Origin of the sequence: uncultured Paracoccus sp. (genome assembly GCF_945915435.1) — a bacterium.
GTDB lineage: Bacteria > Pseudomonadota > Alphaproteobacteria > Rhodobacterales > Rhodobacteraceae > Paracoccus.
The window spans coordinates 18,179-41,689 of record NZ_CAMEFG010000034.1 but is presented as its reverse complement, the minus strand read 5'-3'; the positions used below and the strand labels follow the sequence as shown (position 1 = coordinate 41,689).

General features: G+C 63.7%; 25 protein-coding genes, 1 tRNA gene and 1 pseudogene. 16 read left to right on the top strand and 11 right to left on the bottom strand.

The annotated features are described in order from the left end of the window. On the top strand, nt 1-944 hold a 944-nt coding region (locus Q0O97_RS12085), incomplete at its 5' end, for an amidophosphoribosyltransferase (RefSeq protein WP_294929443.1). A 20-nt stretch (nt 945-964) separates the two neighbouring features. Here Q0O97_RS12085 and Q0O97_RS12080 read toward each other — a convergent pair. From Q0O97_RS12080 to gmk, 3 genes are read right to left on the bottom strand one after another with little or no spacing between them, the layout of a single operon-like run. Then, a complete protein-coding gene (locus Q0O97_RS12080; RefSeq protein ID WP_294929440.1) occupies nt 965-2,029 on the bottom strand; it encodes an ATP-binding protein in 1,065 nt (354 codons plus the stop codon). Continuing rightward, on the bottom strand, nt 2,029-2,565 hold the full coding sequence (locus Q0O97_RS12075; RefSeq protein ID WP_294929437.1) for a gamma carbonic anhydrase family protein: 537 nt from the start codon (nt 2,563-2,565) through the stop codon (nt 2,029-2,031). The genes Q0O97_RS12080 and Q0O97_RS12075 overlap by 1 nt, the downstream gene beginning before the upstream one ends. Before the next feature lie 2 nt (nt 2,566-2,567). Further along, entirely contained in the window at nt 2,568-3,197 is a 630-nt protein-coding gene (gene gmk / locus Q0O97_RS12070) for a guanylate kinase (RefSeq protein ID WP_294929446.1), read from the bottom strand. Between the two features lie 274 nt (nt 3,198-3,471). On the opposite strand from gmk, the gene Q0O97_RS12065 reads away from it, so the two are divergent. Next, nucleotides 3,472-4,176: a PAS domain-containing protein gene (locus Q0O97_RS12065; RefSeq protein ID WP_294929434.1), complete on the top strand. Its 705-nt coding sequence runs from the start codon at nt 3,472-3,474 to the stop codon at nt 4,174-4,176. Between the two features lie 68 nt (nt 4,177-4,244). Here Q0O97_RS12065 and Q0O97_RS12060 read toward each other — a convergent pair whose 3' ends face one another. Beyond that, nucleotides 4,245-5,648: a class II 3-deoxy-7-phosphoheptulonate synthase gene (locus Q0O97_RS12060; RefSeq protein ID WP_294929431.1), complete on the bottom strand. Its 1,404-nt coding sequence runs from the start codon at nt 5,646-5,648 to the stop codon at nt 4,245-4,247. A gap of 211 nt (nt 5,649-5,859) precedes the next feature. Here Q0O97_RS12060 and Q0O97_RS12055 point away from each other — a divergent pair, with 211 nt between their 5' ends. The 5 genes from Q0O97_RS12055 (at nt 5,860) to Q0O97_RS12035 (ending at nt 10,990) form a co-directional block, all read left to right on the top strand. Then, complete coding sequence (locus Q0O97_RS12055) at nt 5,860-7,047, top strand: ABC transporter substrate-binding protein (protein ID WP_294929427.1); 1,188 nt, start codon at nt 5,860-5,862, stop codon at nt 7,045-7,047. Between the two features lie 84 nt (nt 7,048-7,131). Further along, nucleotides 7,132-7,917, top strand: a complete 786-nt coding sequence (locus Q0O97_RS12050; protein WP_294929424.1) for an ABC transporter ATP-binding protein — start codon at nt 7,132-7,134, stop codon at nt 7,915-7,917. Further along, complete coding sequence (locus Q0O97_RS12045) at nt 7,914-8,624, top strand: ABC transporter ATP-binding protein (protein ID WP_294929419.1); 711 nt, start codon at nt 7,914-7,916, stop codon at nt 8,622-8,624. Before Q0O97_RS12050 ends, Q0O97_RS12045 begins: the two co-directional genes overlap by 4 nt. A gap of 5 nt (nt 8,625-8,629) precedes the next feature. Further along, nucleotides 8,630-9,637 carry a branched-chain amino acid ABC transporter permease gene (locus tag Q0O97_RS12040; protein ID WP_294929417.1) on the top strand — a complete coding sequence of 336 codons (1,008 nt, stop codon included), beginning with the start codon at nt 8,630-8,632 and terminating at the stop codon, nt 9,635-9,637. Between the two features lie 12 nt (nt 9,638-9,649). Then, nucleotides 9,650-10,990 carry a branched-chain amino acid ABC transporter permease gene (locus Q0O97_RS12035; protein ID WP_294929415.1) on the top strand — a complete coding sequence of 447 codons (1,341 nt, stop codon included), beginning with the start codon at nt 9,650-9,652 and terminating at the stop codon, nt 10,988-10,990. Here Q0O97_RS12035 and purN read toward each other — a convergent pair. Next, the gene (gene purN, locus Q0O97_RS12030) at nt 10,987-11,583 is read right to left on the bottom strand and encodes a phosphoribosylglycinamide formyltransferase (protein WP_294929412.1); all 597 of its coding nucleotides are present in this window, start codon (nt 11,581-11,583) and stop codon (nt 10,987-10,989) included. The genes Q0O97_RS12035 and purN overlap by 4 nt on opposite strands. After that, nucleotides 11,580-12,626, bottom strand: coding sequence for a phosphoribosylformylglycinamidine cyclo-ligase (purM, locus tag Q0O97_RS12025; protein ID WP_294929409.1), 1,047 nt, complete (start codon nt 12,624-12,626; stop codon nt 11,580-11,582). The genes purN and purM overlap by 4 nt, the downstream gene beginning before the upstream one ends. A gap of 170 nt (nt 12,627-12,796) precedes the next feature. Here purM and Q0O97_RS12020 point away from each other — a divergent pair. The 3 genes from Q0O97_RS12020 (at nt 12,797) to Q0O97_RS12010 (ending at nt 14,674) form a co-directional block, all read left to right on the top strand. Continuing rightward, nucleotides 12,797-12,872 (top strand) — tRNA-Ile (locus Q0O97_RS12020). 683 nt (nt 12,873-13,555) lie between these two features. Beyond that, entirely contained in the window at nt 13,556-14,485 is a 930-nt protein-coding gene (locus tag Q0O97_RS12015) for a mechanosensitive ion channel family protein (RefSeq protein ID WP_294929406.1), read from the top strand. Nucleotides 14,486-14,530: 45 nt separating this feature from the next. Then, complete coding sequence (locus Q0O97_RS12010) at nt 14,531-14,674, top strand: hypothetical protein (protein ID WP_294929403.1); 144 nt, start codon at nt 14,531-14,533, stop codon at nt 14,672-14,674. A gap of 214 nt (nt 14,675-14,888) precedes the next feature. Here the strand turns inward: Q0O97_RS12010 and Q0O97_RS12005 are convergent, their stop codons facing one another. Continuing rightward, entirely contained in the window at nt 14,889-15,941 is a 1,053-nt protein-coding gene (locus Q0O97_RS12005; RefSeq protein WP_294929400.1) for a hypothetical protein, read from the bottom strand. 403 nt (nt 15,942-16,344) lie between these two features. On the opposite strand from Q0O97_RS12005, the gene Q0O97_RS12000 reads away from it, so the two are divergent. Continuing rightward, on the top strand, nt 16,345-17,706 hold the full coding sequence (locus Q0O97_RS12000; RefSeq protein WP_294929398.1) for a hypothetical protein: 1,362 nt from the start codon (nt 16,345-16,347) through the stop codon (nt 17,704-17,706). A gap of 213 nt (nt 17,707-17,919) precedes the next feature. Then, nucleotides 17,920-18,027: pseudogene (locus Q0O97_RS11995) on the top strand (IS5/IS1182 family transposase); the annotation flags it as partial. A gap of 198 nt (nt 18,028-18,225) precedes the next feature. Here Q0O97_RS11995 and Q0O97_RS11990 read toward each other — a convergent pair. The 4 genes from Q0O97_RS11990 to Q0O97_RS11975 all read right to left on the bottom strand — a co-directional run bounded on the left by Q0O97_RS11990 (nt 18,226) and on the right by Q0O97_RS11975 (nt 20,101). Continuing rightward, complete coding sequence (locus Q0O97_RS11990; RefSeq protein ID WP_294929395.1) at nt 18,226-18,432, bottom strand: hypothetical protein; 207 nt, start codon at nt 18,430-18,432, stop codon at nt 18,226-18,228. A gap of 5 nt (nt 18,433-18,437) precedes the next feature. Continuing rightward, complete coding sequence (locus Q0O97_RS11985) at nt 18,438-19,244, bottom strand: DNA adenine methylase (protein ID WP_294929392.1); 807 nt, start codon at nt 19,242-19,244, stop codon at nt 18,438-18,440. Nucleotides 19,245-19,573: 329 nt separating this feature from the next. After that, nucleotides 19,574-19,888: a hypothetical protein gene (locus tag Q0O97_RS11980; protein ID WP_294929389.1), complete on the bottom strand. Its 315-nt coding sequence runs from the start codon at nt 19,886-19,888 to the stop codon at nt 19,574-19,576. A 6-nt stretch (nt 19,889-19,894) separates the two neighbouring features. Next, nucleotides 19,895-20,101 (bottom strand): hypothetical protein, encoded by a 207-nt coding sequence (locus Q0O97_RS11975; RefSeq protein ID WP_294929387.1) that lies wholly within the window; start codon nt 20,099-20,101, stop codon nt 19,895-19,897. A 281-nt stretch (nt 20,102-20,382) separates the two neighbouring features. On the opposite strand from Q0O97_RS11975, the gene Q0O97_RS11970 reads away from it, so the two are divergent. The 4 genes from Q0O97_RS11970 (at nt 20,383) to Q0O97_RS11955 (ending at nt 23,503) form a co-directional block, all read left to right on the top strand. Continuing rightward, a complete protein-coding gene (locus Q0O97_RS11970; protein WP_294929384.1) occupies nt 20,383-21,543 on the top strand; it encodes a porin family protein in 1,161 nt (386 codons plus the stop codon). Nucleotides 21,544-21,675: 132 nt separating this feature from the next. Then, entirely contained in the window at nt 21,676-22,041 is a 366-nt protein-coding gene (locus Q0O97_RS11965) for a DUF983 domain-containing protein (protein ID WP_294929380.1), read from the top strand. Between the two features lie 82 nt (nt 22,042-22,123). Next, nucleotides 22,124-22,435: an ETC complex I subunit gene (locus Q0O97_RS11960; protein WP_294929377.1), complete on the top strand. Its 312-nt coding sequence runs from the start codon at nt 22,124-22,126 to the stop codon at nt 22,433-22,435. A 135-nt stretch (nt 22,436-22,570) separates the two neighbouring features. Then, nucleotides 22,571-23,503: an MYG1 family protein gene (locus tag Q0O97_RS11955; protein ID WP_294929374.1), complete on the top strand. Its 933-nt coding sequence runs from the start codon at nt 22,571-22,573 to the stop codon at nt 23,501-23,503. Nucleotides 23,504-23,511 lie beyond the last annotated feature (8 nt).

The following is a 23,511-nucleotide window of genomic DNA, read 5'->3' as shown; positions in this document are numbered from 1 at the left end:
TGACCCGCACCAAGCTGATCGGCGTGCGCGACCCGCTTGGCGTGCGCCCGCTGGTCATTGGCCGGGTGGGCGACGACGGCTTCGTGCTGTCCTCGGAAACCTGCGCGCTGGACATCATCGGCGCCGAACTGGTGCGCGAGGTCGAACCGGGCGAGATGGTCGTGATCTCGAAGGGCCATATCGAAAGCTCGCGCCCCTTCGGCCCGTCCAAGGGGCGGTTCTGCATCTTCGAGCATGTCTATTTCTCGCGCCCCGATTCGATCATCGGCGGACGCTCGGTCTATGAGACGCGCCGCCAGATCGGCGTGGAACTGGCCCGCGAAGCGCCGGTCGAGGCCGATCTGGTCTGCGCCGTTCCCGACAGCGGCACCCCGGCGGCCATCGGCTATGCCCATGAAAGCGGCATCCCCTTTGGCATGGGTATCATCCGCAACCAATATGTCGGCCGCACCTTCATCGAACCGACCGAGCAGATCCGCAACATGGGCGTGCGCCTCAAGCTGAACGTCAACCGCGCGCTGGTGCGCGGCAAGCGGGTCGTCCTGGTGGACGACAGCGTGGTGCGCGGCACCACCAGCCGCAAGATCAAGGACATGATCCTTGCCGCCGGCGCGAGCGAGGTCCATTTCCGCATCGCCTCCCCCCCCACCGCATGGCCCTGCTTCTACGGCGTCGATACGCCCGAGCGCGGCAAGCTGCTGGCCGCCAACATGTCGCCCGAGGAAATGCGCGAATGGATCGGCGTGGACAGCCTGGCCTTCGTCTCGCTGGACGGCCTTTATCGCGCGGCGGGCGAGGCCGGGGGGCGCAACAATTCCTGCCCGCAATATTGCGATGCCTGTTTCTCGGGCGATTACCCGGTCGCGCCCTTCGACCAGCTTCAGCAGGGTTTCGTGATGAAATCCGGGTCCGAGACGGACGCGGCGAATCACGCGGCAGAATAGCGCCGCAGGCCGGGCCCGCGTCATTTCGATGCGGGCGGATCCAGCACGGGCAGCGCCACGGTAAAGCGGCTGCCCTTTCCCTTTTCGCTTTCGATGCGCAGCCGTCCGCGATGGCGGTTGACGATATGCTTGGCAATGGCCAGCCCCAGCCCCGTCCCCCCGCGCTCGCGCGAGCGGTGGCCGTCCACGCGATAGAAACGCTCGGTCAGGCGGGGCAGATGCTGCGCCTCGATCCCCTCGCCCCGGTCGGCCACGGTGATCGCCCACGCGGGGCCGCGCAGGACCGGCTCATGCGCGATGCTTTCGATGGTCAGGGTTACCACGCCGCCCGAGCCGCCGTATTTCACCGCATTCTCGATCAGGTTGTGAAAGACCTGCACAAGCTGGTCGGAATCGCCCGCAACCAGAACGCCCTGGGGCGGCGTCTCGAATGCGATCCTGACGCCCGCCGCATCCGCGCCCTGGGACAGGGTTGCGACGACATTGCGCAAAAGCGCGGCCAGATCGACGCTTTCGGCGGGGCGGCTGCGCTCTTCGGCCTCGACCCGGCTCAGCGACAGCAGGTCGCCGATCAGGCGGTTCATGCGCCCCGCCTCGCGCTGCATGATGTCCAGAAAGCGTTCGCGGGCGGAAGGGTCGTCGCGCGCCGCGCCGCGCAGGGTTTCGATGAAACCGGCCAGCGCGGTCAGGGGCGTGCGCAATTCGTGGCTGACGTTGGCCACGAAATCGCGGCGCATCGCGTCGGCCTGTTCGATGCCGCTGCGGTCCTCGAAGGCGATGGCCGCGCCCTGCCCGCCGTTCAGCGGCAAGGGGGTGACCGTCGCCGCGACCGACAGCATCCGCCCCTGCGCGTTGATCCGCGCCTGTTGCCTATCGCGGCTGTGGGCGCGGCCTTCCAGGATATTCTCGACCGCCTCATTGATGGCGGGGTGGCGCAGGACGGTGACGAAGGGCCGCCCGAGGATGCCGTCCCCGAACAGCGCGCGCGCCGGATCGTTGGCCAGCACGACCCTGGCCGCGCCATCGACGACCAGCATCGCCAGCGGCACGGCCTCGATCAGCTTCAGCGGATCGGGCAGCGTCATCAGGCGGTGCCGCCGTCCCCGACGGCGCGCAGGCCGTTGCGGAAACGCGCCGCGTTCTCGCGGTAATGGCGGGCCGATTCCAGCAGGCCGGCCCGCGCCGCATCGTCAAGCTGGCGGATGACCTTGCCCGGCGCGCCCATGACCAGCGCACCGGCGGGGATCTCCTTGCCCTCGGTGATCAGGGCGCCCGCGCCGATCAGCGCGCCGGGGCCGATCCTTGCGCCGTTCAGCACGATCGCCCCCATGCCGATCAGCGCCCCGTCCCCGATCGTGCAGCCATGCAGCATGGCGCGGTGGCCGATAGTGCAATCCGCGCCGATCACCAGCGGATAGCCGGGGTCGGTATGCATGATGCAATGTTCCTGCACGTTCGAGCCGCGCCCGATGCGGATTTCTTCGTTGTCGCCGCGCAGCGCGCAGCCCCACCAGATGCTGGCCTCGTCCTCGACCACGATGCGGCCCATCAGTTGGGCGTCGGGGGCGATCCACGTGCTGGCCGCGATGGAGGGGCGGATGCCGTCAAGTTCCCAGATCATCGTCATTCCTTTTCCTGCATCAGGTTGCGCACGAATTCGCCAAGCCCGGTCTGGCGTTCGCGCCGCTGGCGTTCGGCGGTCAGGATAGCACGCAGCGCCTGCTCGGTCGCGTCCAGATCGTCATTGACCAGCACATAGTCGTATTCCGCCCAATGGCTGATTTCCGCCCGGCTTTTTTCCATCCGGCCCCGGATCACCTCGGGGGTATCCTGCCCGCGCGAGATCAGGCGGCGTTCCAGTTCGGCCAGGCTGGGCGGCAGGATGAAGATCGAGACGACATGCCCGCCAAGCACCGACGCGCGGATCTGCTGGCCGCCCTGCCAGTCCACGTCGAAGATCGTGTCGCGCCCCGCCAGCATCGCCTGTTCGACCGGGTCGCGGGGCGTTCCGTAACGGTTGCCGAAGACCTCGGCATGTTCCAGCATCTGGCCGTTTTCCACCATCTCGCGGAACTGATCGGGCGAGCGGAAATAATAGTGCTGTCCCTCGACCTCGCCCGGACGGGGCGGCCGCGTGGTGGCCGAGACCGAGAATTTCAGCACCGGGTCCCACTCCATCAGCCGCCGCGCCAGGGTGGACTTCCCCGCCCCCGAGGGCGAGGAAAGGATGATCAATAGCCCGCTGCGTTGCATGATCCGCATGTCCCTTTTTCTTCCTTTGGTCTTGCCCGTTTCAATGCGCGGGCCGCGCCACGGGGTCAAGGGCGGCTCCGCGCCGGGATTTTAACCATTCGTGAAGATTCTGATCGGCTTTCGGCGCGAAACAACCTATCCAAGTGCAGTTATCCGCGACAGTATAGAGTTCACGAGTATCGGTATGTGCGGCGATGATGGGCAAGGCTCTGGTCAAAAAGGCCGGAAGGGCAAGGGCGATTCCCCGCCTGGCAGGGGTGGGGATCTGATACGGATGGGCGATTTCGATCCAGTCCGGCCCGGTCGCATCCTGCTGGAATTGCGCAGCTATTGGGACAGCCTGCGCCACGGACGCGCCATCCCCCTGCGCGCCGATGTCGAACCGCGCGGCATCAGGGGGGCGCTGGATTATGCCTTCATCCTCGAGCGAATCGCCCCCGCCGCGGGCCGCTTTCGCCTTGCCGGGCGGCACCTGATCGACCTGATGGGGATGGAGGTGCGGGGGATGCCGCTGTGTTCGCTGCTGAACCCGCCCTTTCGGGGGCGGCTGTCCGATGTTCTGGAAAGCGTCTTTCACGCGCCCCAGATCGCGGAATTGCAACTGCATTCCCCCGCCGGTTTCGCCCGGCCGGAACTGAACGCACGGATGCTGTTGCTGCCGCTGCGTTCGGACCTTGGCGATGTCACCCGCGTGCTTGGCTGCATCGCCGCCGAAGGCGAGATCGGCCGCCCCCCGCGCCGCTTCGATATCCGCGCGGACAAGGTTCTGCCGGTGATCGCCGGGGGCGAAGTGGTCGAGCCGTCGCCTTCGACCGCCGGTTTTGCCGAACCACCCGCCGCATGGGTGCCGCGCGATCCGTCAGGCACGGCCAGGACCCCCGACCCGGTGCCCGAAACGCCCGAGGAACGGCGCGCGCGCTTTCGCATCGTCGCCGACAACAGCCGAAAAAGGGACAGGACGCCCGACCCGGACAAATGAAGCCCGGACAAGGGAACGCCGCCGCAGGCACAGGCCCGCGACGGCGCGGCAAAGGTCGGACAGGCGGGTCAGACCGCCTTGTCCAGCGCCCCGTTCAGGCGGCGGCCACGCAGTTCCTCGGCCACCAGGAAAGCCAGTTCCAGCGACTGACTGGCGTTCAGCCGCGGGTCGCAGGCGGTATGATAGCGGTCGGACAGATCCTCGTCCTTGACCGCGCGGACGCCGCCGGTGCATTCGGTCACATCCTGCCCGGTCATCTCGAAATGCACGCCGCCGGGGATGGTGCCCTCGGCCTTGTGGATGGCGAAGAACTCGCGCACCTCGCGCAGGATCGAATCGAAGGGCCGCGTCTTGTAGCCGGTCGAGGACTTGATGACATTGCCGTGCATCGGGTCGCAGGACCAGACGACATTCGCCCCTTCCTCGGCCACGGCGCGGATCAGGCGCGGCAGGTGGTCGCCGACCTTGCCCGCGCCGAAACGCGCGATCAGCGTCAGGCGGCCCGGCTCGTTCGCGGGGTTCAGCTTTTCCATCAGGACCTTGAGATCCTCGGCGGTGGTCGAGGGGCCGCATTTCAACCCGATGGGGTTCTGGACGCCCCGGCAGAACTCGACATGCGCGCCGTCGGGCTGGCGGGTGCGGTCGCCGATCCAGATCATGTGACCCGAACCCGCCACGGGCAGGCCGGTGGTCGAATCGGTGCGCGCCAGCGCCTCTTCATATTCCAGCAGCAAGGCCTCGTGGCTGGTGTAGAACTCGACATGGGCAAGCTGATGGGCGGTCTCGCCGGTCACGCCCGCCGCCGACATGAAGGCCATCGCGTCGCTGATGCGGTCGGCGATGTCGCGGTAACGCGCAGCTTCCGGCCCGCCGGTGAAATCGCTGATCCAGCTTTGCACCCGGTGGATATCCGCATAACCCCCGGTCGAGAAGGCCCGCAGCAGGTTCAGCGTCGCCGCCGCCTGGGTGTAGGCGGCCAGCATGCGCTGCGGATCGGGCACGCGCGATTGGGACGTGAAGTCGAAGCCGTTGATGATGTCGCCGCGATAGCTGGGCAGTTCCACGCCGCCGATGGTTTCGGTCGGGGCGCTGCGCGGCTTGGCGAATTGCCCCGCCATGCGGCCCACCTTGACCACGGGCAATTGCGCACCCCAGGTCAGCACGACCGCCATTTGCAGCATCACCTTGAAGGTGTCGCGGATATTGTCGGCCGAGAATTCGGAAAAGCTTTCCGCGCAATCCCCGCCTTGCAGCAGGAAGGCGCGGCCTTGCGCGACATCGGCCAGGTGGGCACGCAGGCGGCGCGCCTCGCCGGCGAAGATGAGCAGCGGATATTTGGCAAGCTGCGCCTCGACCGCCTGAACGGCGGCGGCGTCGGGATAATCGGGCATCTGGATGCGCGGCCGGTCGCGCCAGCCACGCTTGTCCCATGCCGGGGATGCGGCTGCATCGCGGATCGTCGTCTGGGCCATGTTCAAATCCTCACCACTCTGTCGCAATCCATATAAAGATTGCGCGAAGAAAGGGAAAGGCTTGCGCGCAGGCCCGTTTTGCCGCTCGGGCCGGCAATTTCGGCGGACGGTGTGACGCCACGGCGCAAGGCCCGCCAATTCTCTTTTCTTTTACGAATTGCGCTTATAGCCTTCGGAACAGAAACAATGAACAGATGGGGGAGATATACGGATGAAGAAGTTCCTTCTGGCCTCGGTTGCCGGTGCAACCCTGGCCGCGGGCGCCGCTTCGGGCGAAGAGGTGAAGCTGGGCATCGCCTTCGGTTTCACCGGACCGCTGGAATCGATGTCGCCCGACATGGCGACCAGCGCCGAAATGGCGATGACCGAGGTGACGGACAGCGGGCTGCTGCTGGACGGCTCGACCGTGACGCCGGTTCGTGTCGATACGACCTGCGCCGATGCCGCCGCCGCCGTCACCGCGGTCGAGCGGATCGTGACCGCCGATCAGGTCCAAGGGATCGTGGGCGGCATGTGTTCGGGCGAAACCATCGCCACGCTGGAACGCGTCGGCGTGCCCAACGGCATCGTGATGATCTCGCCCTCGGCCACTTCGCCCGCGCTGACGGATATCGAGGACAACGGGCTGTTCTTCCGCACCTCGCCCTCGGACGCGCGGCAGGGTGAGGTGATGGCCGAACTGACGCTGGAACGCGGCATCGACACGGTGGCCGTCAGCTATACCAACAACGATTACGGCAAGGGGCTGGCCGACAGCTTCGCCGCCGCCTTCACCGCGCAGGGCGGCACGGTGACGATGAACGCCGCCCATGACGACGGCAAGGGCGACTACTCCGCCGAGGTCGCGGCCCTTGCCAGCGCCGGTGGCGATGCGCTGGTGCTGGTCGGTTACGTCGATCAGGGCGGCGCGGGCATCCTGCGCGGATCGCTGGATTCGGGCGCCTTTTCGACCTTCGTCTTTCCCGACGGCATGATCAGCCAGACGCTGGTCGAGAATTTCGGTCCCGACCTGGAAACCTCGTTCGGGCAAAGCCCTTCATCCGAGGGCGAGGGCCGCGACAGGTTCAACGAACTGGCCGAGGCGGCGGGTTTCGATGGCGGTTCGCAATTCGCGGGCGAATCCTATGACGCCACGGCGCTGATCCTGCTGGCGATGGCTTCGGCAGGCTCGTCCGACCCGTCGGTCTACAAGGATCATGTCGTCGAGGTCGCCAACGGACCGGGCGAGCCGATCCTGCCGGGCGAACTGGCCAAGGGGCTGGAACTGCTCGTCAATGGCGAAGCCATCGACTACGTCGGCGCCACCGGGGTCGAACTGATCGGACCGGGCGAAACCGCGGGCACCTTCCGCGTGCTGGAGTTCACCGGCGGCACCATGAACACCATCGGCTATCGCTGATCCACCGTCGGACGGGGCCGCGACCGGCCCCGTCTCAATACCAATAAACCCCCGCGCAAACCGCCGCGGGGGATGGGGAGACACATGATCCAGGTCCACGATCTGCACAAGCATTTCGGCGGCTTTCGCGCGGTGGACGGCGCCAGCCTGACGATTCAGAACGGCTCGATCACCGGGCTGATCGGCCCGAACGGCGCAGGAAAGTCAACGCTTTTCAACGTGATAGCCGGTGTTCTTGAACCGACCTCGGGCCGCGTCACGATGGACGGACAGGACATCACCGGCCTGCCCCCGCACGAGTTGTTCCACCGTGGCCTGCTGCGCACCTTCCAGCTTGCGCAGGAATTCGCATCCATGACCGTGCGCGAGAACCTGATGATGGTCCCCACGGGACAGGCGGGGGAAACGCTGTGGAACACATGGTTCCGCCGCGGCACGATCCGCCGGCAGGAAAGCGAAATCCGCAAGAAGGCCGACGAAGTTCTTGAGTTCCTGACGATTTCCCATGTTGCCGACGAAAAGGCGGGCAACCTGTCGGGCGGCCAGAAAAAGCTGCTGGAACTGGGCCGCACGATGATGGTCGATGCCAGGATCGTCTTTCTGGACGAGGTCGGCGCGGGCGTGAACCGCAGCCTTCTGGCCACCATCGGCGAGGCGATCGTGCGCCTGAACAAGGAACGCGGCTATACCTTCTGCGTGATCGAGCATGACATGGATTTCATCGCCCGCCTCTGCGACCCCGTCATCGTCATGGCCGAGGGCAAGGTGCTGGCGCAAGGCTCTGCCGACCAGATCATGCAGAACGAGGCCGTGATCGAGGCCTATCTGGGCACCGGGCTGAAGAACAAAGCCGCAGGGGGTGGGACATGAACCAACCCTATCTTTCCGCCACCGGGATGCGTGGCGGCTACGGCAAGGCCGATATCCTCAACGATTGCACGATCACCGTCGAAAAGGGCCAGATCGCCGTCATCGTCGGCCCGAACGGCGCCGGGAAATCGACCGCGATGAAGGCGGTCTTCGGCATGCTGCCCCTGCGCGAGGGCCGCGTGACGCTGGCGGGCGAGGATATCACCGCGCTCAGCCCCCAGGACCGGGTCGGCAAGGGCATGGGCTTCGTGCCCCAGACCAACAACATCTTCCCCTCGATGACCGTGCAGGAAAACCTGGAAATGGGCGCCTTCACCCGCCAGGACGATTTCCGCGAGACGTTGCAGCAGGTCTACGACCTGTTCCCCGCCGTCGCCATGAAGCGCCGCCAGCGCGCGGGCGAATTGTCGGGCGGGCAGCGCCAGCAGGTCGCCGTCGGGCGCGCGCTGATGACGCGCCCCAGCCTGCTGATGCTGGACGAACCGACCGCAGGCGTCAGCCCCATCGTCATGGACGAGCTGTTCGACCGCATCATCGAAATCGCCCGCACCGGCATTTCCATCCTCATGGTCGAGCAGAACGCCCGCCAGGCGCTGGAGATCGCCGACATCGGCTATGTGCTGGTGCAGGGCGCCAACCGCTTCACCGACTCGGGCGCCGCGCTTCTGGCCGACCCCGAGGTTCGCCGCACGTTCCTGGGGGGTTAGGACGGATGGATATTCTCAACGCCCTTGTGACGCTTCTGAATTTCGTCGTCATTCCCGCGGCGGCCTATGGTGCGCAGCTTGCGCTTGGCGCGCTTGGGGTGACGCTGATCTATGGAATCCTGCGGTTTTCCAACTTCGCGCATGGCGACACAATGGCCTTCGGCACCGCGATCTGCATCCTGCTGGTCTGGGCATTGCAGGCGGCGGGAATCGGAATCGCACCGCTGCCCACCGCGCTGCTGGCCCTGCCCGCGGCCATCGCGCTGACCGCGCTCTTGATGGTCGCGACCGACCGCGCCGTCTATCGCTTCTACCGGCGCCAGCGGTCGGCGCCGATCATCATGGTCATGGCCTCGGTCGGCGTGATGTTCATGATGAACGGGTTGACCCGCCTGCTGATCGGCGTGAACGAGATCCGCTTCGACGACGGCGCCCGTTTCGTCGTCAGCGTGGCCGAGTTCCGCGCCTGGACCGGCCTGTCCGAGGGGCTGGCCCTGCGCCAAAGCCAGGTGATCACGCTGGTCGTGACCGCCCTGGCCTGCTGGGCGCTGTTCTGGTTTTTGAACCGCACCCGGTCGGGCAAGGCCATGCGGGCCTATTCCGACAACGAGGACCTGGCGCTGCTGTCGGGCATCGACCCCGACCGCGTCGTGCGCATCACCTGGATCATCGCCGCCGCACTGGTGACGACGGCGGGGGTGCTTTACGGCCTGGACAAGAGCTTCCGCGCCTTCAACTATTTCCAGATCCTGCTGCCGATCTTCGCCGCCGCCATCGTGGGCGGGCTTGGCAATCCGCTTGGCGCGGTGGCGGGTGGCTTCATCGTCGCCTTTTCCGAGGTCGCGGTGACCTATCCCTGGCGCAAGATCGCGGGCTATCTGCTGCCCGACTGGCAACCCGCCGGGCTGCTGCAACTGCTGTCGACGGAATACAAGTTCGCCGTCAGCTTCGTCATCCTGATCGTCGTCCTGCTGTTCCGGCCCACGGGCCTGTTCCGCGGCAAATCGTTCTAGAAGGGGGCCAAAATGTCGGGCAACAGACAACAGGATGCCTCGTCCATCTGGCGCGCGCCCTTGCTGTTCGCCGTTCTGGCCGCGCTTTTCGTACTGGAGGGAACGGTCCGCAACAGCATGTTTTCGGGCAGTTGGAACTCATCCCTCGCGATCCTGAACATGGGGCTGATCTCGGCGGTGATGGCGCTTGGGGTCAACATGCAATGGGGCTATGGCGGGTTGTTCAATGCGGGCGTCGTGGGCTTCATCGCCATCGGCGGGCTGGCGCCGGTGCTGATCTCGACCCAGCCCGTCCCCGGCGCGTGGGAGGCGGGCACCCCCCGCCTGATCCTTGCCCTGCTGGCCGCGGCGGGCACGCTGGCCCTTGCCAGCATCGCGTGGAAACGGCTGACGCGCCCCTGGAACGCGCTGGCGCTGGTCGCCGTCCTGATCCTGGGATTCGTCCTTTATCGCAACATCTTCGACCCCGCCGTGGCGGCGATCGAGGCGAATAATTCCGCCGCCGCCGGCAATATCGGCGGGCTTGGCCTGCCGGTGCTGCTGTCATGGCCGGTCGGCGCGATCTTTGCCGCCGCTGCCGCGTGGTGCGTGGGCAAGGTCGCGCTTGGGCTGCGCTCGGACTACCTGGCCATCGCGACGCTGGGAATCGGCGAGATCATCGTCGCCGTCGCCCGCAACGAGGAATGGCTGGCGCGCGGCGTCAAGAACGTCACCGGCATCCCCCGCCCCGTCCCCTATGAGATCAACCTGCAACAGGACCCCGATTTCGTCGCCCGCGCCGCCGAATGGGGGCTGAGCGCGGCGAATGCCTCGGGGATCTGGGTCAAGCTGTGCTATGCGGGGCTGTTCGCGCTGGTGCTGCTGGCGCTGATCGGCCTGTCGCAACTGGCGCTGAAATCGCCCTGGGGCAGGATGATGCGCGCGATCCGCGACAACGAAACCGCCGCCGCCGCGATGGGCAAGGACGTCACGCGCCGCCACTTGCAGATCTTCATCATCGGCTCGGCCGTGATCGGGCTTGCGGGGGCGATGATGATCACGCTGGACGGGCTGATGGCGCCTGCGGGCTATGCGCCGCTGCGCTACACCTTCCTGATCTGGGTGATGGTCATCGTCGGCGGATCGGGCAACAACTGGGGCGCGGTTCTGGGGGCGATCCTGATCTGGTTTTTGTGGATCAAGGCCGAGGCGTGGGGTCCGGCGCTGATGGGCCTGGTCACCGCCTTTCTGCCTGCGGGCGGGCTGCGCAGCCACCTGATCGAAAGCGCGCCGCATATGCGTTTTCTGGCAATGGGCGTCGTGCTGCTGCTGGTCCTGCGCTTCGCCCCGCGCGGGTTGGTGCCCGAACGCTAATCGGCGTCCAGCATCACCGGCAGCGGCTGGTTCAGGACGAAGCGGCGCAGCACTTCGGGGTAAAGGCGATGTTCCTGCACCAGCACCCGCGCGGCCAGCGTGTCGGCGGTGTCGCCCGGCAGAACGTCCACGCGCGCCTGCCCCAGAATCGGCCCGCCGTCCAGTTCCGGCGTGACCAGGTGGACGGTCGCGCCCGCCTGGTCGTCACCCGCTTCGATCGCGCGCCGGTGGGTGTTCAGGCCGGGATATCTCGGCAGTAGCGAGGGATGGATGTTCAGCATCCGCCCCTGAAAACGGGCCACGAAATCCGGCGTCAGGATGCGCATGAAACCGGCCAGGCAGACGACATCCGGCGCGGTCATCTGCAACTGGTGCAGCAGTTCGGCCTCAAAGCCCGCGCGGTCGCCCTTGTATTTGCGATGATCGACGGCGAATGTCGCCAGCCCCAGCGAGGCCGCCTTGCCCAGCCCCCCGGCCGCCGGATCGTTCGAGCCGACCGCCACGGGCCGCGCCCACCCCTGGGCCTGCATCTCCTGCACCAGCCGGACCATGTTCGACCCGCCGCCGGAAATCAGGATCGCGACACGTTTCACCGCAGCTTTCCGCTGTAGCGGACGCCCTGCCCCTGGGTCACATGGCCAAGGCGGCAGACGGTCTCGCCCGCATCCGTCAGCAGGGCCTGCAAGCCATCCGCGCGCGCGGGATCGACGGCCAGCACCATCCCGATGCCCGAGTTGAAGGTTTTAAGCATCTCGGGTTCGGGAATCCCGCCCGCCTCGGCCAGCCATGCAAAGACCGGGGGCAAGGCGAAGGCATCCAGATCGACCTCGGCGCCCAGGCCTTGCGGCAGGACACGCGGCAGGTTCTCGGTCAGCCCGCCGCCGGTGATATGGGCGGCAGCATGGACCCCGCCCGCGCGAACCGCCTTCAGCACCGGCAGGACGTAAAGCCGCGTCGGCACCAGCAGTTGCTGGCCAAGCGTGCCCGCCGCGAAGGGCGCCGCATCGTTCCAGCCCAGCCCCGCCTTTTCGGCCACCCGGCGCACCAGCGAAAAGCCGTTGGAATGCACCCCGTCCGAGGCCAGCCCCAAGAGCACGTCCCCCCCCGCCACGTCCCTGGGCAGAGCGGTCCCCCGCTCCAACGCGCCGACGGCAAAGCCTGCAAGATCGAAATCGCCGCCGTGATACATGCCCGGCATCTCGGCCGTCTCGCCGCCGATCAGCGCGCAGCCGGCGCGGTGGCAGCCTTCGGCGATACCGGCGACGACACGGGCGGCCTCATCGACCAGAAGCTTGCCGGTCGCGAAATAGTCAAGGAAGAACAAAGGCTCGGCGCCCTGGCAAACCAGATCGTTCACGCACATCGCCACCAGGTCGATGCCGACGCCGTCCAGCTTACCCGTGTCGATGGCGATGCGCAGCTTGGTGCCCACCCCATCCGTCGCCGCGACCAGCACCGGGTCGGCATAGCCCGCGGCCCGCGGATCGAACAGCGCACCGAAACCGCCCAGCCCCTCCATCACGCCGGGGCGCGTGGTGCGGGCGGCGGCGGGCTTGATCCTTTCGACCAACGCATTCCCGGCATCGATATCGACACCCGCATCGGCATAGGAAAGCCCGGTTTTACGCTCGGTCATGGGAAACCCTTTCTCTGGCCCGCTTTCGCCCTGTTTCGAGGCCCCCACCCGATAGCGCAACCCCTGCCGACAGGCAATCCGCCAAGGGCATCGCGCGCATGCGGCCCGTATCTGCGGCAAGTCCGCTTGACCTGATGCCCCGGCACGATTACTCAATAAGCTGTCCACGGGGGCCTGTAGCTCAATGGTCAGAGCAGGGCGCTCATAACGCCTTGGTTGGGGGTTCGAGTCCCTCCGGGCCTACCAAACCCTTTGGATTTATATTTATTATCAATTAGATATAAGGAAAGTATCCCGCACCATAAGAGGGCTTGGGGCACTAGCCGTCATCGTCCTTGGGTCCAGTTGAGAGAACTCCATGTCAGATGCGACCCGCTGATGATCACGTTGACCGCCTTGCGCCGTCCGCACGCTGTGCAGCGCGACAGGCAAAACACGGCCGGCCTGCGTATTGGCTGGCGCACTAGGCCGTGAATGAGACCATAGCGCGGGCTGCCACGCCCGGTGCGTAACCCGGTCACCCATACGCAGATCAGATGCACAACAAGCTGTTGAAAATATTTAATAACACCCCATATAAAAAGAGCGCGATGCAAATCGCGCCATTTTCCTTGCTGCGAGAAGAACCCCATGCGCCGGTCCCCTCCCCCATCCGAAAGGAAATGCACCGAACAGGCGCATGTTCGGCCCCGGCTTCGCTAGTCCACGCCGTCTGACGTGATGGAGCCGGGGGTTTCCTCCTGTTCCCTTACTGCCAGAAGGTTTTGCCATGTATCGTGCCTGGTTGCCCGGTGTCTGCCCCTCTTGCGGCGAAAACGTGCCGCGTGCTGCCGCCCACCGCTGCCCGCTTTGCCTCTTCCCGTTTCGCGGGGTCTTCTTCGCTCCAAACCGACCCTCCCCTCCAAGGCCGCCGCAGAAAGGAGCAGCTGATGACGAAAGCTGACTTTCCCGCGCCACCCCTGCGGCTGATTGCGGTGATCGCGCTGCTCGTCCTGTTCGCCGTCTTTGGCCAGCCGCTGGTAAAGCTGATACCAGAGCAGCCGAACCTGTGGGGGCCACTACAGAACACTGCCATATCCTTGGCTCTGTTTCTGAGTGCCCATCTCCTGCATGGGCTGGCCGCCGCCCGGCTTGCCACCCGTAGGCAGGCGAAACCTCCGGTGCCCAAGGTCGCTCTTGATCTGTTGCGGGTCGTGCTTTTCACGATCGCCGCGCTGATTAGCCTGTCGCTTTTCTTCCGCCAAGACCTGTCGGGAATCCTGACCGGATCAGGGCTTCTGCTGGCGGTGCTGGGTTTCGCCATCCGCAACGTGGTGGCTGATATGTTCTCGGGGCTGGCACTGGGTCTTGAGGCCCCTTTCCGCATCGGCGACTGGGTTAATATAGAGGGACTAGCACAGGGCCGGATCAGGGAAATTGGTTGGCGCACGACGCAGCTTGTCACGCGCGACAGCACCTATGTCATATTGCCCAACAGCCAGATCTCACGCCAGAGGATTACCAATTACAGCGCCCCACGCCAGGAATACCGCGATCATGTTGAACTGACGTTGCCCGCCGATCTGGAAGTGGCAAAAGCCAAGACCGTGATCCAAGGCGCGGTTTTGAACGCGGAGCACATCCTGAAGGGAAAAAGGTTCGAGGTTCAGGTCTTTGAATACGGCCCCGGAGGGATAACCTATCGCGTAAAATACTGGGTGCCGCGGTATGATCGAGAAGCTACCTGCCGCAACGAACTTTTCAGCCTGATCGATGCGCAACTGCGCCGGGATAAGGTGCGCATCCTGCCCCGCCCGGTGTGCAACTGCGGGTCAGGAAACGGACATATGGCGGGAGACACCCGCTGTCCTCCGCCATAGGTTTCCAGCACCCGGATGACGGTGGCAACAAGGATATGCCAGCAGATGAGTGCCTATTCGGTTTCTAAGCGCCTCGGGATCAGTCGGGGCATCACGGTCACCGGCTGGCTGTCTGGAAAACCGGTGGCCTATGAGCCTGCGCTGCGGCTGGCTATGGCCGCTGTGGACGCAGGGCTGGATGGCAGTTGATCACGTCACAGACCATTTGGAAACAATGCTAAAAATTGAAACGAGGGATCCTTGCATCCGGCGATGTCTTCACATGAGTGCGTGCCAATATGGCGTAAGCCTGTGCTGCAACGAAAAAGCCCCGCCAAGCGCGAGCTGGGCGGGGCGAGAGAGCCATCAGGGAGTCGTGTAGCCCAACGCAAAAAACACAGGGAAGTTCCTTTCTGACCAAGGATTAAAGGCGGAAGCTCAGACCATTCCAGACCCGTCCCTCATCACGGTGACGACCACCGCGAACGGCGCCGATAACCGCTGCCGCTCCCGCGACAAGTGCGCCGGCTGTCAGCAGGAAAGCAGTTAGAATAGCACCTTTTCTAGCGGTTTCCGCCGCCTCGATCGCCGTTTCCTCGGCCTCGGTCGCCAAGCGCTCGGACTCGGCACGGGCGTCGGCTGCGATCTGTTCAGCCTCCGCGCGGGCCTCCTGGACTGCGGCGACTGCTCGTTCGACGCGAGCATCTACCTCCGCCTCGCTCTCACCAGTGCGACGCGCGACTGCGGCGATCAGGAAGGACCTGTCCTCGTCAGAGATTTCACCCGTCCTCAGAACATTGCCCAGAACCATGCCGGTCTGACGCGCCAATTCCTCGTCATTCATCGACGGCGCGGTTGGTGTCGTGACACCATCAGATTGCTGGACACCATCCACCGCAGGACGCATCAGGGTACTGTTAAGATAGTCCATCAGACCCTCGTCCACATCGTCCGGTACGGCCGCACCCGCAGCTTGTGCGACACCCTGCACCGCGCCGCCAACCACCGATCCGGCCCCCTGCGCAATACCGCCTACGGCTGATCCCGTTGCGGTAACGGCAGTTCCGAGAGCCGACCCCGCTCCGCTGATGGCACCTGCCGCCATCCACGTCGTGAGAAGGATGCCAAGGCCCCAGACGACCAAGCCGTTCAAGCCGTCTCGGGTCGCCACCTCCTCTGCAACGGCATCGTCAACCCTGCGCCTCATCCGACCGGCCACATACCCGCCGGCGAGATAGCTCAGGACCAACGAGACGACTACCCAGACTGCGCTGATGCCAACCCAGAGATTGAACGATCCTTCGCCTGGCTCAACCGATACCGTGGACAGCCCCAGTGCAGCGCCAAACGCCGTACACAGCACGCCGATTGCTGCTGCCACGACTGCACCACCAAAGATTGCAGCCCAGTCTATGTAAGCCCCGGGCAGATCACGCCGCGGTGCGGATGCAGCAATTGTTGCTTCGTTGTGTTCCATGCTGATACTCCCTATCGCAGCCCCAAAAGTGACAGAATGGCAAGTACGACCACGACAAGGCCGACCAGGTAAATGATGCTGTGCACAGCGCGCTCCTCTAGATGCCTTCCGAGGCAGTTGCATGTTTCCCGCGCATACCCCGCAATATGAGTGTACACGCTGAGAGAAACCGCTGAGCGTAAGTCCGGTTCCCATGACGCCCGTCGGGCCGTCGCCGCCTACTCCCATCGCCCGATCGGCAGCGGCAGGAATGAACAGATACCGATATTTGACGGGGGAGAACCGTGAGCAAACGCGGAGACCCCAGAACAAGTATTGTTGATTATTTTTATAAGATATGCAAAGACGCCTCTGCGCGCCTCTTCCATGTGGAAGGATTGGCAACAGACATACGGAGAGAAAATTGGCCCAGCGTTTCGTACAGTCCATCCTGTCGGCTTCTGCCATCGCTATCGCAGCCGCCACCGGGGCGGTCGCAGATACCACATGGACACCCGCCTCTACTGAGTTTCCTGGCAGCATGCGCGCGGGATCGCGTGAAGTGCCGATCAGACCGGGCGATGAGACTTCGATCTCCATGCAACAGTTGCCGGCAGGCACGACCGTGACCGTCTTGCACGGCGCCGAACCGGTTACTGAAGAACCATTGACGGCGGGGGAGGACGGCCAGATCACCGTCGAGATCAAAGTTCCCAGCGACGCGGAGGTTGGGCTTCATCCATTGACGGTCCTGACCCAGAACCCGGCAAGCGTTTCTCAGGTCGTGCTGAAGCTATCGGACGTGGTCGAGCCTATGAATGCCGAAGCTTACAATCTCGAAAGCGCGGAGGTGGGCGAGCGCGCCTATCAAAGCGCGCCGTCGGCTAATGGCAAGCTGTTCGTCGCATCGGCAAGGGGGCCTAACGATGGCAGTCGCCTCCTGCGCCTGAACGCGGAAACTCTTGAAGTGGAAGCAGAGGCCGAATTGGCAAAAGACGATGCCGGCGAGGATATTGCCGTTTTCGGATTGGCGGTCGATAATTCCAATAACCAGGTCTGGACAACCAATACCCGGTCCGAAACCGTCACCGTCTATGATGCCAATGACCTTTCGGTCGTCAAGGTATTCCCCCAGGGTTCGGTTTATCATCCGCGGAGCGTCGTAATCGATGAAGATCGCGGACGCGCTTATGTCAGTGCGGCGCGCACCGGGTTCGTAGAGATCTACGACACCGCCAACCTCGAACATATCGGACATTACCAGTTCTCTCCGGAAAAAGGCTCCGAAAGCTTCTCAACTGTCGATCTGGCGCTGGATACAGAAAACGGGCGACTCTATTCTGTCAGCCAGACGACGCCCTGGGTGGGCTGGGTAGATCTTGAAAGCGATGAGGTTTCAACAGTAAAAATCCCGCAGGCTCAAGGCGCGACGGGGGTGGCGGTCGACCCTGAAACTCAGCGGGTCTTTATTTCGTCGCAGGATACGAACAACGTTGTCGTATTGGACAAAGACGGCGAGGTCATTGCCGACACCTATATCGGAGCGGGCGGCGTGTCGGCAGCTTGGAACCCGGCCAGCGGACACGCCTTTGCGGTTAGCCGCGCAGGCGGGACGGTTGCCGTTCTGGACATAGATGGGAATCTTATCGCAAATATTCCGGCCGGGCAGACGCCCAACCATGTCTCAGTTGGTGCTGAAGGCGAAGTCTACCTGATCTCGATGTATGGAAACCCTGAGACGGATTCCCAGACCGGCTCGGTAACCAAAATAACTACCGCCGAATAGACAGGACAGCTTACAGCAGAGCCATATTCTGGCTCTGCTATCCACCGATCCCACGGCGTAGGGGCCTAATCCCCCGCCCCTGCGTTTTCCAGCGCCCGTGACAGGGCGTCGGCTTCCTCGACAGCCTCGACCGCCTGGCATCGATTCCAGACAACGCGGGATTTACCCAGGGCACGCTCGATCAGCACCGCACCTTGGGCGAGAAGGAATGCCTTCGGTCGTCTGAAGGACTGGCGCGGTATTGCTACCCGCTACGAGAGATGCGGCGACAACTTCCTCAACGCAATCATCCTCGCCGCGATCATCATCTTCTGGATCTAAAATTTATAGGGATCGACCCTAGGTAATCGTGCCCATTTGCAACCTATACAAGTATAGTATACATCGACCTTGTAATGAGTGCCTTTGGTTGAAAATGCCCCGTCCGGTTCCCCCGATGGGGCGTCTTAGTTTCAGCCCCGCCAGTGCTTCCAGAGGTCGATGGATCGATACTGATGCTCAACTAAAAGTCGAAGTGCATCAGGGATATTCGACCGCGTCTAGCACCTCTCGGGCAATGGCAGCGGCGCTTTCCGACAGGTCGGGCATAGTTTCCTTCAAGAAGGAGATGATTTTGCGCCGCTCCCCTTCGTTCTGCGCAGCATATTCCGCCACCAGAAATAGTATCGTACGCTTGCGGGTCCGCAACTCGGCTTCGAGGGCCGCGATTTTTTGATTTTCATTCATGGCAATCATCCTTCATCGAAGGAGTAGATTGCCGCGAGACTAAGCGTCAAGCCCCGCCTTTCAGCGGGGCTTTGCAGAGGGTGCGGCCAGCACATCAACCCCTCATGTTCGAAATTCAGCCAAAGCACCTCGACGCATTCGTGCGCACCATCGGCCAGCGCCCGGCGCTCTACGCGCCGCCAGTCCGACAGGGCGTCGTCGTAGAGCGGATGGGCATATCCCGAGAGGATCACCCGGCCGCGCAGGGTCCGCAGAAACGCCAGCAGGTCCGCGTGATCCGCCTCGGTCATCTCGTGGGCATAATCGCGGCCGGGATCGCGCGTGGCCGCGACATAGGGCGGATCGACGTAATGCAGGGCGTCGGGGGAGTCGTGAGCCTCCATGACAGATATGGCGTCACGGTTTTGGATCACGACGCCTGCCAGGCGGTCGATGATCGCCGCAAGAGCATCGGCATAGTTGCGCCAATCTCGCGCCGGTGTGGTGCCGGATCGGTTGCTGTTAGACCTGAACCCGGTCTTGCGCTGATGCCCGTTCGATCCGAAGCCCATGAAGCTGCGGATAATCAGGCGGCGGGTGCGCTCGACTGGATCAAAGACTGGGTCATAGGCCGCGCGAAACTCATTTTCAGCGAACGGCGTCAACCGGATCATGTCAGCGAGAGATGCTGCCTGGTCAGATCGCAGAACCCGAAACAGGTTAATGACCTCATCATCCAGATCGTCGTAGACCTCGGCATAGCTGCGGGGTTTGCGCATCAGCACCGATGCGGCACCGCCGAACGGCTCGACATAGACCCGGTGCGCCGGCATAGGCCCGACATACCTCCTGACAGATCAGGGAAAGCCGTTTGCGTCATCAAACTCGTTTGACAACAGGTTCCGCGCCGTGGACCATGATGAATTGGCCGCGCACGCCATGTCTCTCCTGTCTGGAATGGAGTGGTGAGCGTGGGACACCCATAACGCAACTCATTGATTCCGTTATAGTCGAAATAGTGAAATCGCGGGACACCCGCCTGTTGAAATCCAATCGAAAATCGCGGAAATTTTTGACCCTCCGGGCCTACCACACCCTTTGGATTTTCGCTTGATATGCATATGCAAAACGCGACCCGCCGGGGATCGCGTTGGCTGCTTGCTCAGGGGCTGACTTCCGCGCATCTGTAGACTGCGGATTCCGTGCCGTTGGGCAGCCTGAACTCGGGGAATGCCTCCATGAACAGCCGGGCTTCTACCAGGGACCGGCAGTAGAGTGCATGGCCTTCGACGCGGCACGAGGTCGTCCAGCCGTATAGTCGGGCGTTTGCCCGCCCCAGGTTCTCGGCAATCCAGACCTGGGGATCGCGGTTCGGCCCGAGCAGAGCCTGCACCTCACCCGGCAGCCCGCGCAGGATAACCCGCACGGGAAAGGCGGTTTCGTCCACGTTGTGCTGTGGTGTCAGGCTTCTGGACATGCAGAATCAGAACGTCAGGTTCGCCGGAACAGCAGCCGATTGAAGATAGGCGTCGTCCCGCGGGTGATCCCCCTCCAGATCCTGCGCGCAAGCATAGAGCGTGTCCATAAGCTCCATATGCGTCACGATGCGGCTTTTCTTCCGGCTTGGACGACGGACCGTTTCGACGGGCTTCGGAAAGGACGAACGGGCGTATTGATCGACTGGCAACATGGTAACCTCACAAACTGGCTAAACATCAGCCTGTGCTAGCACGCAGGGGCAACAACCAGAAGTTGCCGAATTGGTCAGGTGGCGCAGCCATCCCTTGGCACCCGACATCCGGGAAGCGGCTGATACTGTGCCGTTCAGTTCTATCTTCCTGAAAATACAGCAATCTCTGTGGCTTACCAGAACGGACAACGCCACCCATACCCATATACAATCGTATAGGTTGTAAAATCCATGAACTTGCGGATGTTAAGAAATTGTTAACGAGTTAATAGGATATCGAGATGAACAAGCGCATCCCTCTGGGTTTGGCCGCAGCTACCCTCCTTGCCTCTTCCGCCCTTGCAGGGGGCTATGTCGCCCCGGTCATCCAACCGCAGGTAAGCCCGATCGTGGAGGCCGACCGTCCGTCGTTCAACTGGACCGGTCCCTATGCTGGCCTTTTCATCGGCAGCACCAAGTTCGATCTGAAAGCGACCGGTGAAATCCACCACGACGCCATCACGATCGAACACGAAGAGGTCACCGAAGAGCGGGTCGTCGAGATCATCGAGCACGACGAGATTACCGAGGAACGGGTTGTCGGAATCATCGAACACGGCCCGGTCGTCGAGAAAATCCCTGCCGTGACCAGAGAACATCCCGAGGTGAGAGAGACGGTCCAGACAGGTTCTGAAACGGTTCAGGTCGGAACTGAAACAGTAAAGGTCAGGGAAGACGTATATCGGGATGAGAATGGCGAAAAGCACCGGGATGAAAATCATCCGACCGGCTGGCGTCATGTTCCCATTTACGAGGAAGTTCCCCTCTACGAAGAACGGCCCATCTACGAAGAACGCGTGGTCCGGGAAGCATGGACCGAAATCGTCGAACCCGAACGGGAAGTCATCGTAGAAGAGGCGTGGACCGAAACCGTCACCGAAACCGTGGTGATCGAAGAAGCCTGGGTCGAGGAAGTCGTCGAGCGCGTTGTCGTCGAAGAAGCATGGACCGAGGTGGTCAGGGAAGCCTGGACCGAACAGCTCACTGAAAATTTCAGTGAAGATGGCAATGCCTACGGTCTCTTTGCGGGCTATCGTCACCAATGGCAGAACAACTTTGTCGGCGGTATCGAAGCCTTTTACGGCAGGAACAGCGCCAACGAGTTCAGCATTTCCGGCATCGAAGGCCCGGTGAAGTTCGGCAAGGACATCTACGGTGCCGAACTTCAGGCGGGCTACGCAATCAACCGCGCCCTGCCCTATGCCGCCGTGGGCTATGCCAATGTGCTGGACGAGGGCGCGCTGACCCTCTCGCTGGGGCTGGATTACGCCGTGACGGACCGCGTGATCGTCGGCGCCAAATACACCCATTTCGACATTGGCGACATCAAGAGCATCGACAATCTTCGCAAGTTCGAGGCCGATGGCAACATGGTCAGCCTGCGCGCCGGGCTGAAGTTCTGACCCGCTGCCCGGCGGGGCCATCGCACCGCCGGGAGCCTGCACGCCTGCGCCCAGGGGCGGCTTCGTTTTCGTATCGGGTGGAACAAGGGCGGCTTCTGCTGCATTCTGTCGATACGAAGGACGGGGGATGGGATGACAACGCAACGCGACGGCCTGGTCTCGATCAGGCGAGGGCTGGCGAACCGATGCCCGAATTGCGGCGAGGGGACGCTTTTTCGCGGCTACCTGGCGATCCGGCCGGAATGCGAGGTCTGCCACGCGCCGCTGGCCCGCTATCCGGCCGCCGACGGGCCTGCCTTCTTCACCATGACGATCATGCTTTTGCTGCTGATTCCGCTTCTGGGGTTCACATGGGCGCTGTTTCGGCCCTCGCCCCTTGTGCTGTTGGCAAGCACCACAATCATCGTGACGCTGCTGACGCTGGTGGTCCTGCGGCTGGTGAAGGGCGCTTTCGTCGGTTATCTCTGGGCCAAGAACGAACAGGACCGGGGGGCGTGACCCCCGCCGGGCGGGCCGTTCCGGCTTGCAAGCCCGGTCCGCTTCGGGAATAAGGAAGCAGCAAGATCAGGTGAGTCGAGCCATGCGAGTGCGCATTTATCAGCCTTCACGAAACGCGATGCAGTCGGGAACCGCGCGGACGCGCGAATGGGTGCTGGTCTTTCCGCAGGCGGATGCGCGCGAAATCGACCCGCTGATGGGCTGGACCAGCAGCGACGATACGCAAAGCCAGGTCCGCCTGCGCTTCGCGACCCGCGAAGAGGCCGAGGATTACGCCAGGGAACACGGTCTCGACTATGAGGTGATCGCCTCTCACAAGCGCCAGCCCAATATCCGCCCCCGCGGATATGGCGAGAATTTCGCCACCGACCGGCGTGCACCCTGGACGCATTGACCGCACATCGGGCAAGGAAAACGCCTGCAACCACGCCCGGATGGGGGCAAGCTGTGACGGCCCCTTGGTCTCGCGGCCCCCGCGCTCGGTTTGCGGCCTGATGGCGCAATCCGGCATCACCAAGGAATATCTGCCATGACCCCCGCCTATCTTGTCACCCATTCCGGCGGTTTTCATGCGGATGAGGTCTTTTCGACCGTGATCCTGACGCGGCTTTTCCCGCAGGCGCAGGTGATCCGCAGCCGGGCCGCCGCGTGGATCACGCCTGGTCCCGACCGCATCGTCTACGACGTGGGCGGCGGTTACGACGCCGAGGCGAGGATCTTCGATCACCACCAACGCGGCGCGCCCTTGCGCGACGATGGGCAGCCCTTCAGTTCCTTCGGGCTGGTCTGGCGGCATTTCGGGCGGGACTACCTGGCGTTGTCCGGCGTTCCCGCCGATCGGATCGCCGAAATTCACGCCGCACTTGACGCCAAATTCGTGCTGCCGATCGACCTGCTGGACAATGGCGCGGTCGATCCGGGCAGCGCCGGCCCGCTGTCGTCGCTGCTGCTGCCCGAACTGATCGAGAGCCTGAAGCCGGTTTTCGACGACCTCGACCCGGAATCCGAGGCGCGATCCTTCCAGACCGCCCTGGCCGTCGCCCGAACCGTCCTTGAAGCGCGCATCAGCCGCGCCGCCGCAAGGCTGCGCGCCGAAACCATCGTCCTCGAGGCCATCGCAAGGGCGGGCGACAGCCGCATACTGGAGCTGCCGATGGGCATGCCCTTCCGCCCCGCCGTCGAAAAGGCGGGGGCGGATCACCTGTGGTTCGTCGTCAACCCGCGCGGCAGCGACTGGGTGATCGGGGGCATCCGCAAATCCGCGGATGGTTTTGAACAGCGCGCCGACCTGCCCGCCCCGTGGGCCGGGCTAAGCGGCGCGGCGCTGGAGGACGCATCCGGCGTCAAGGGCGCGCTTTTCTGCCACAATGGCCGCTTCATCGCCGCCGCCGCCAGCCGGGACGCCGCGCTGGAAATGGCCGCCATCGCCGTGCAGGAAGCGGCGGCGCAAGGCGCGCGTTAATTTTGCCA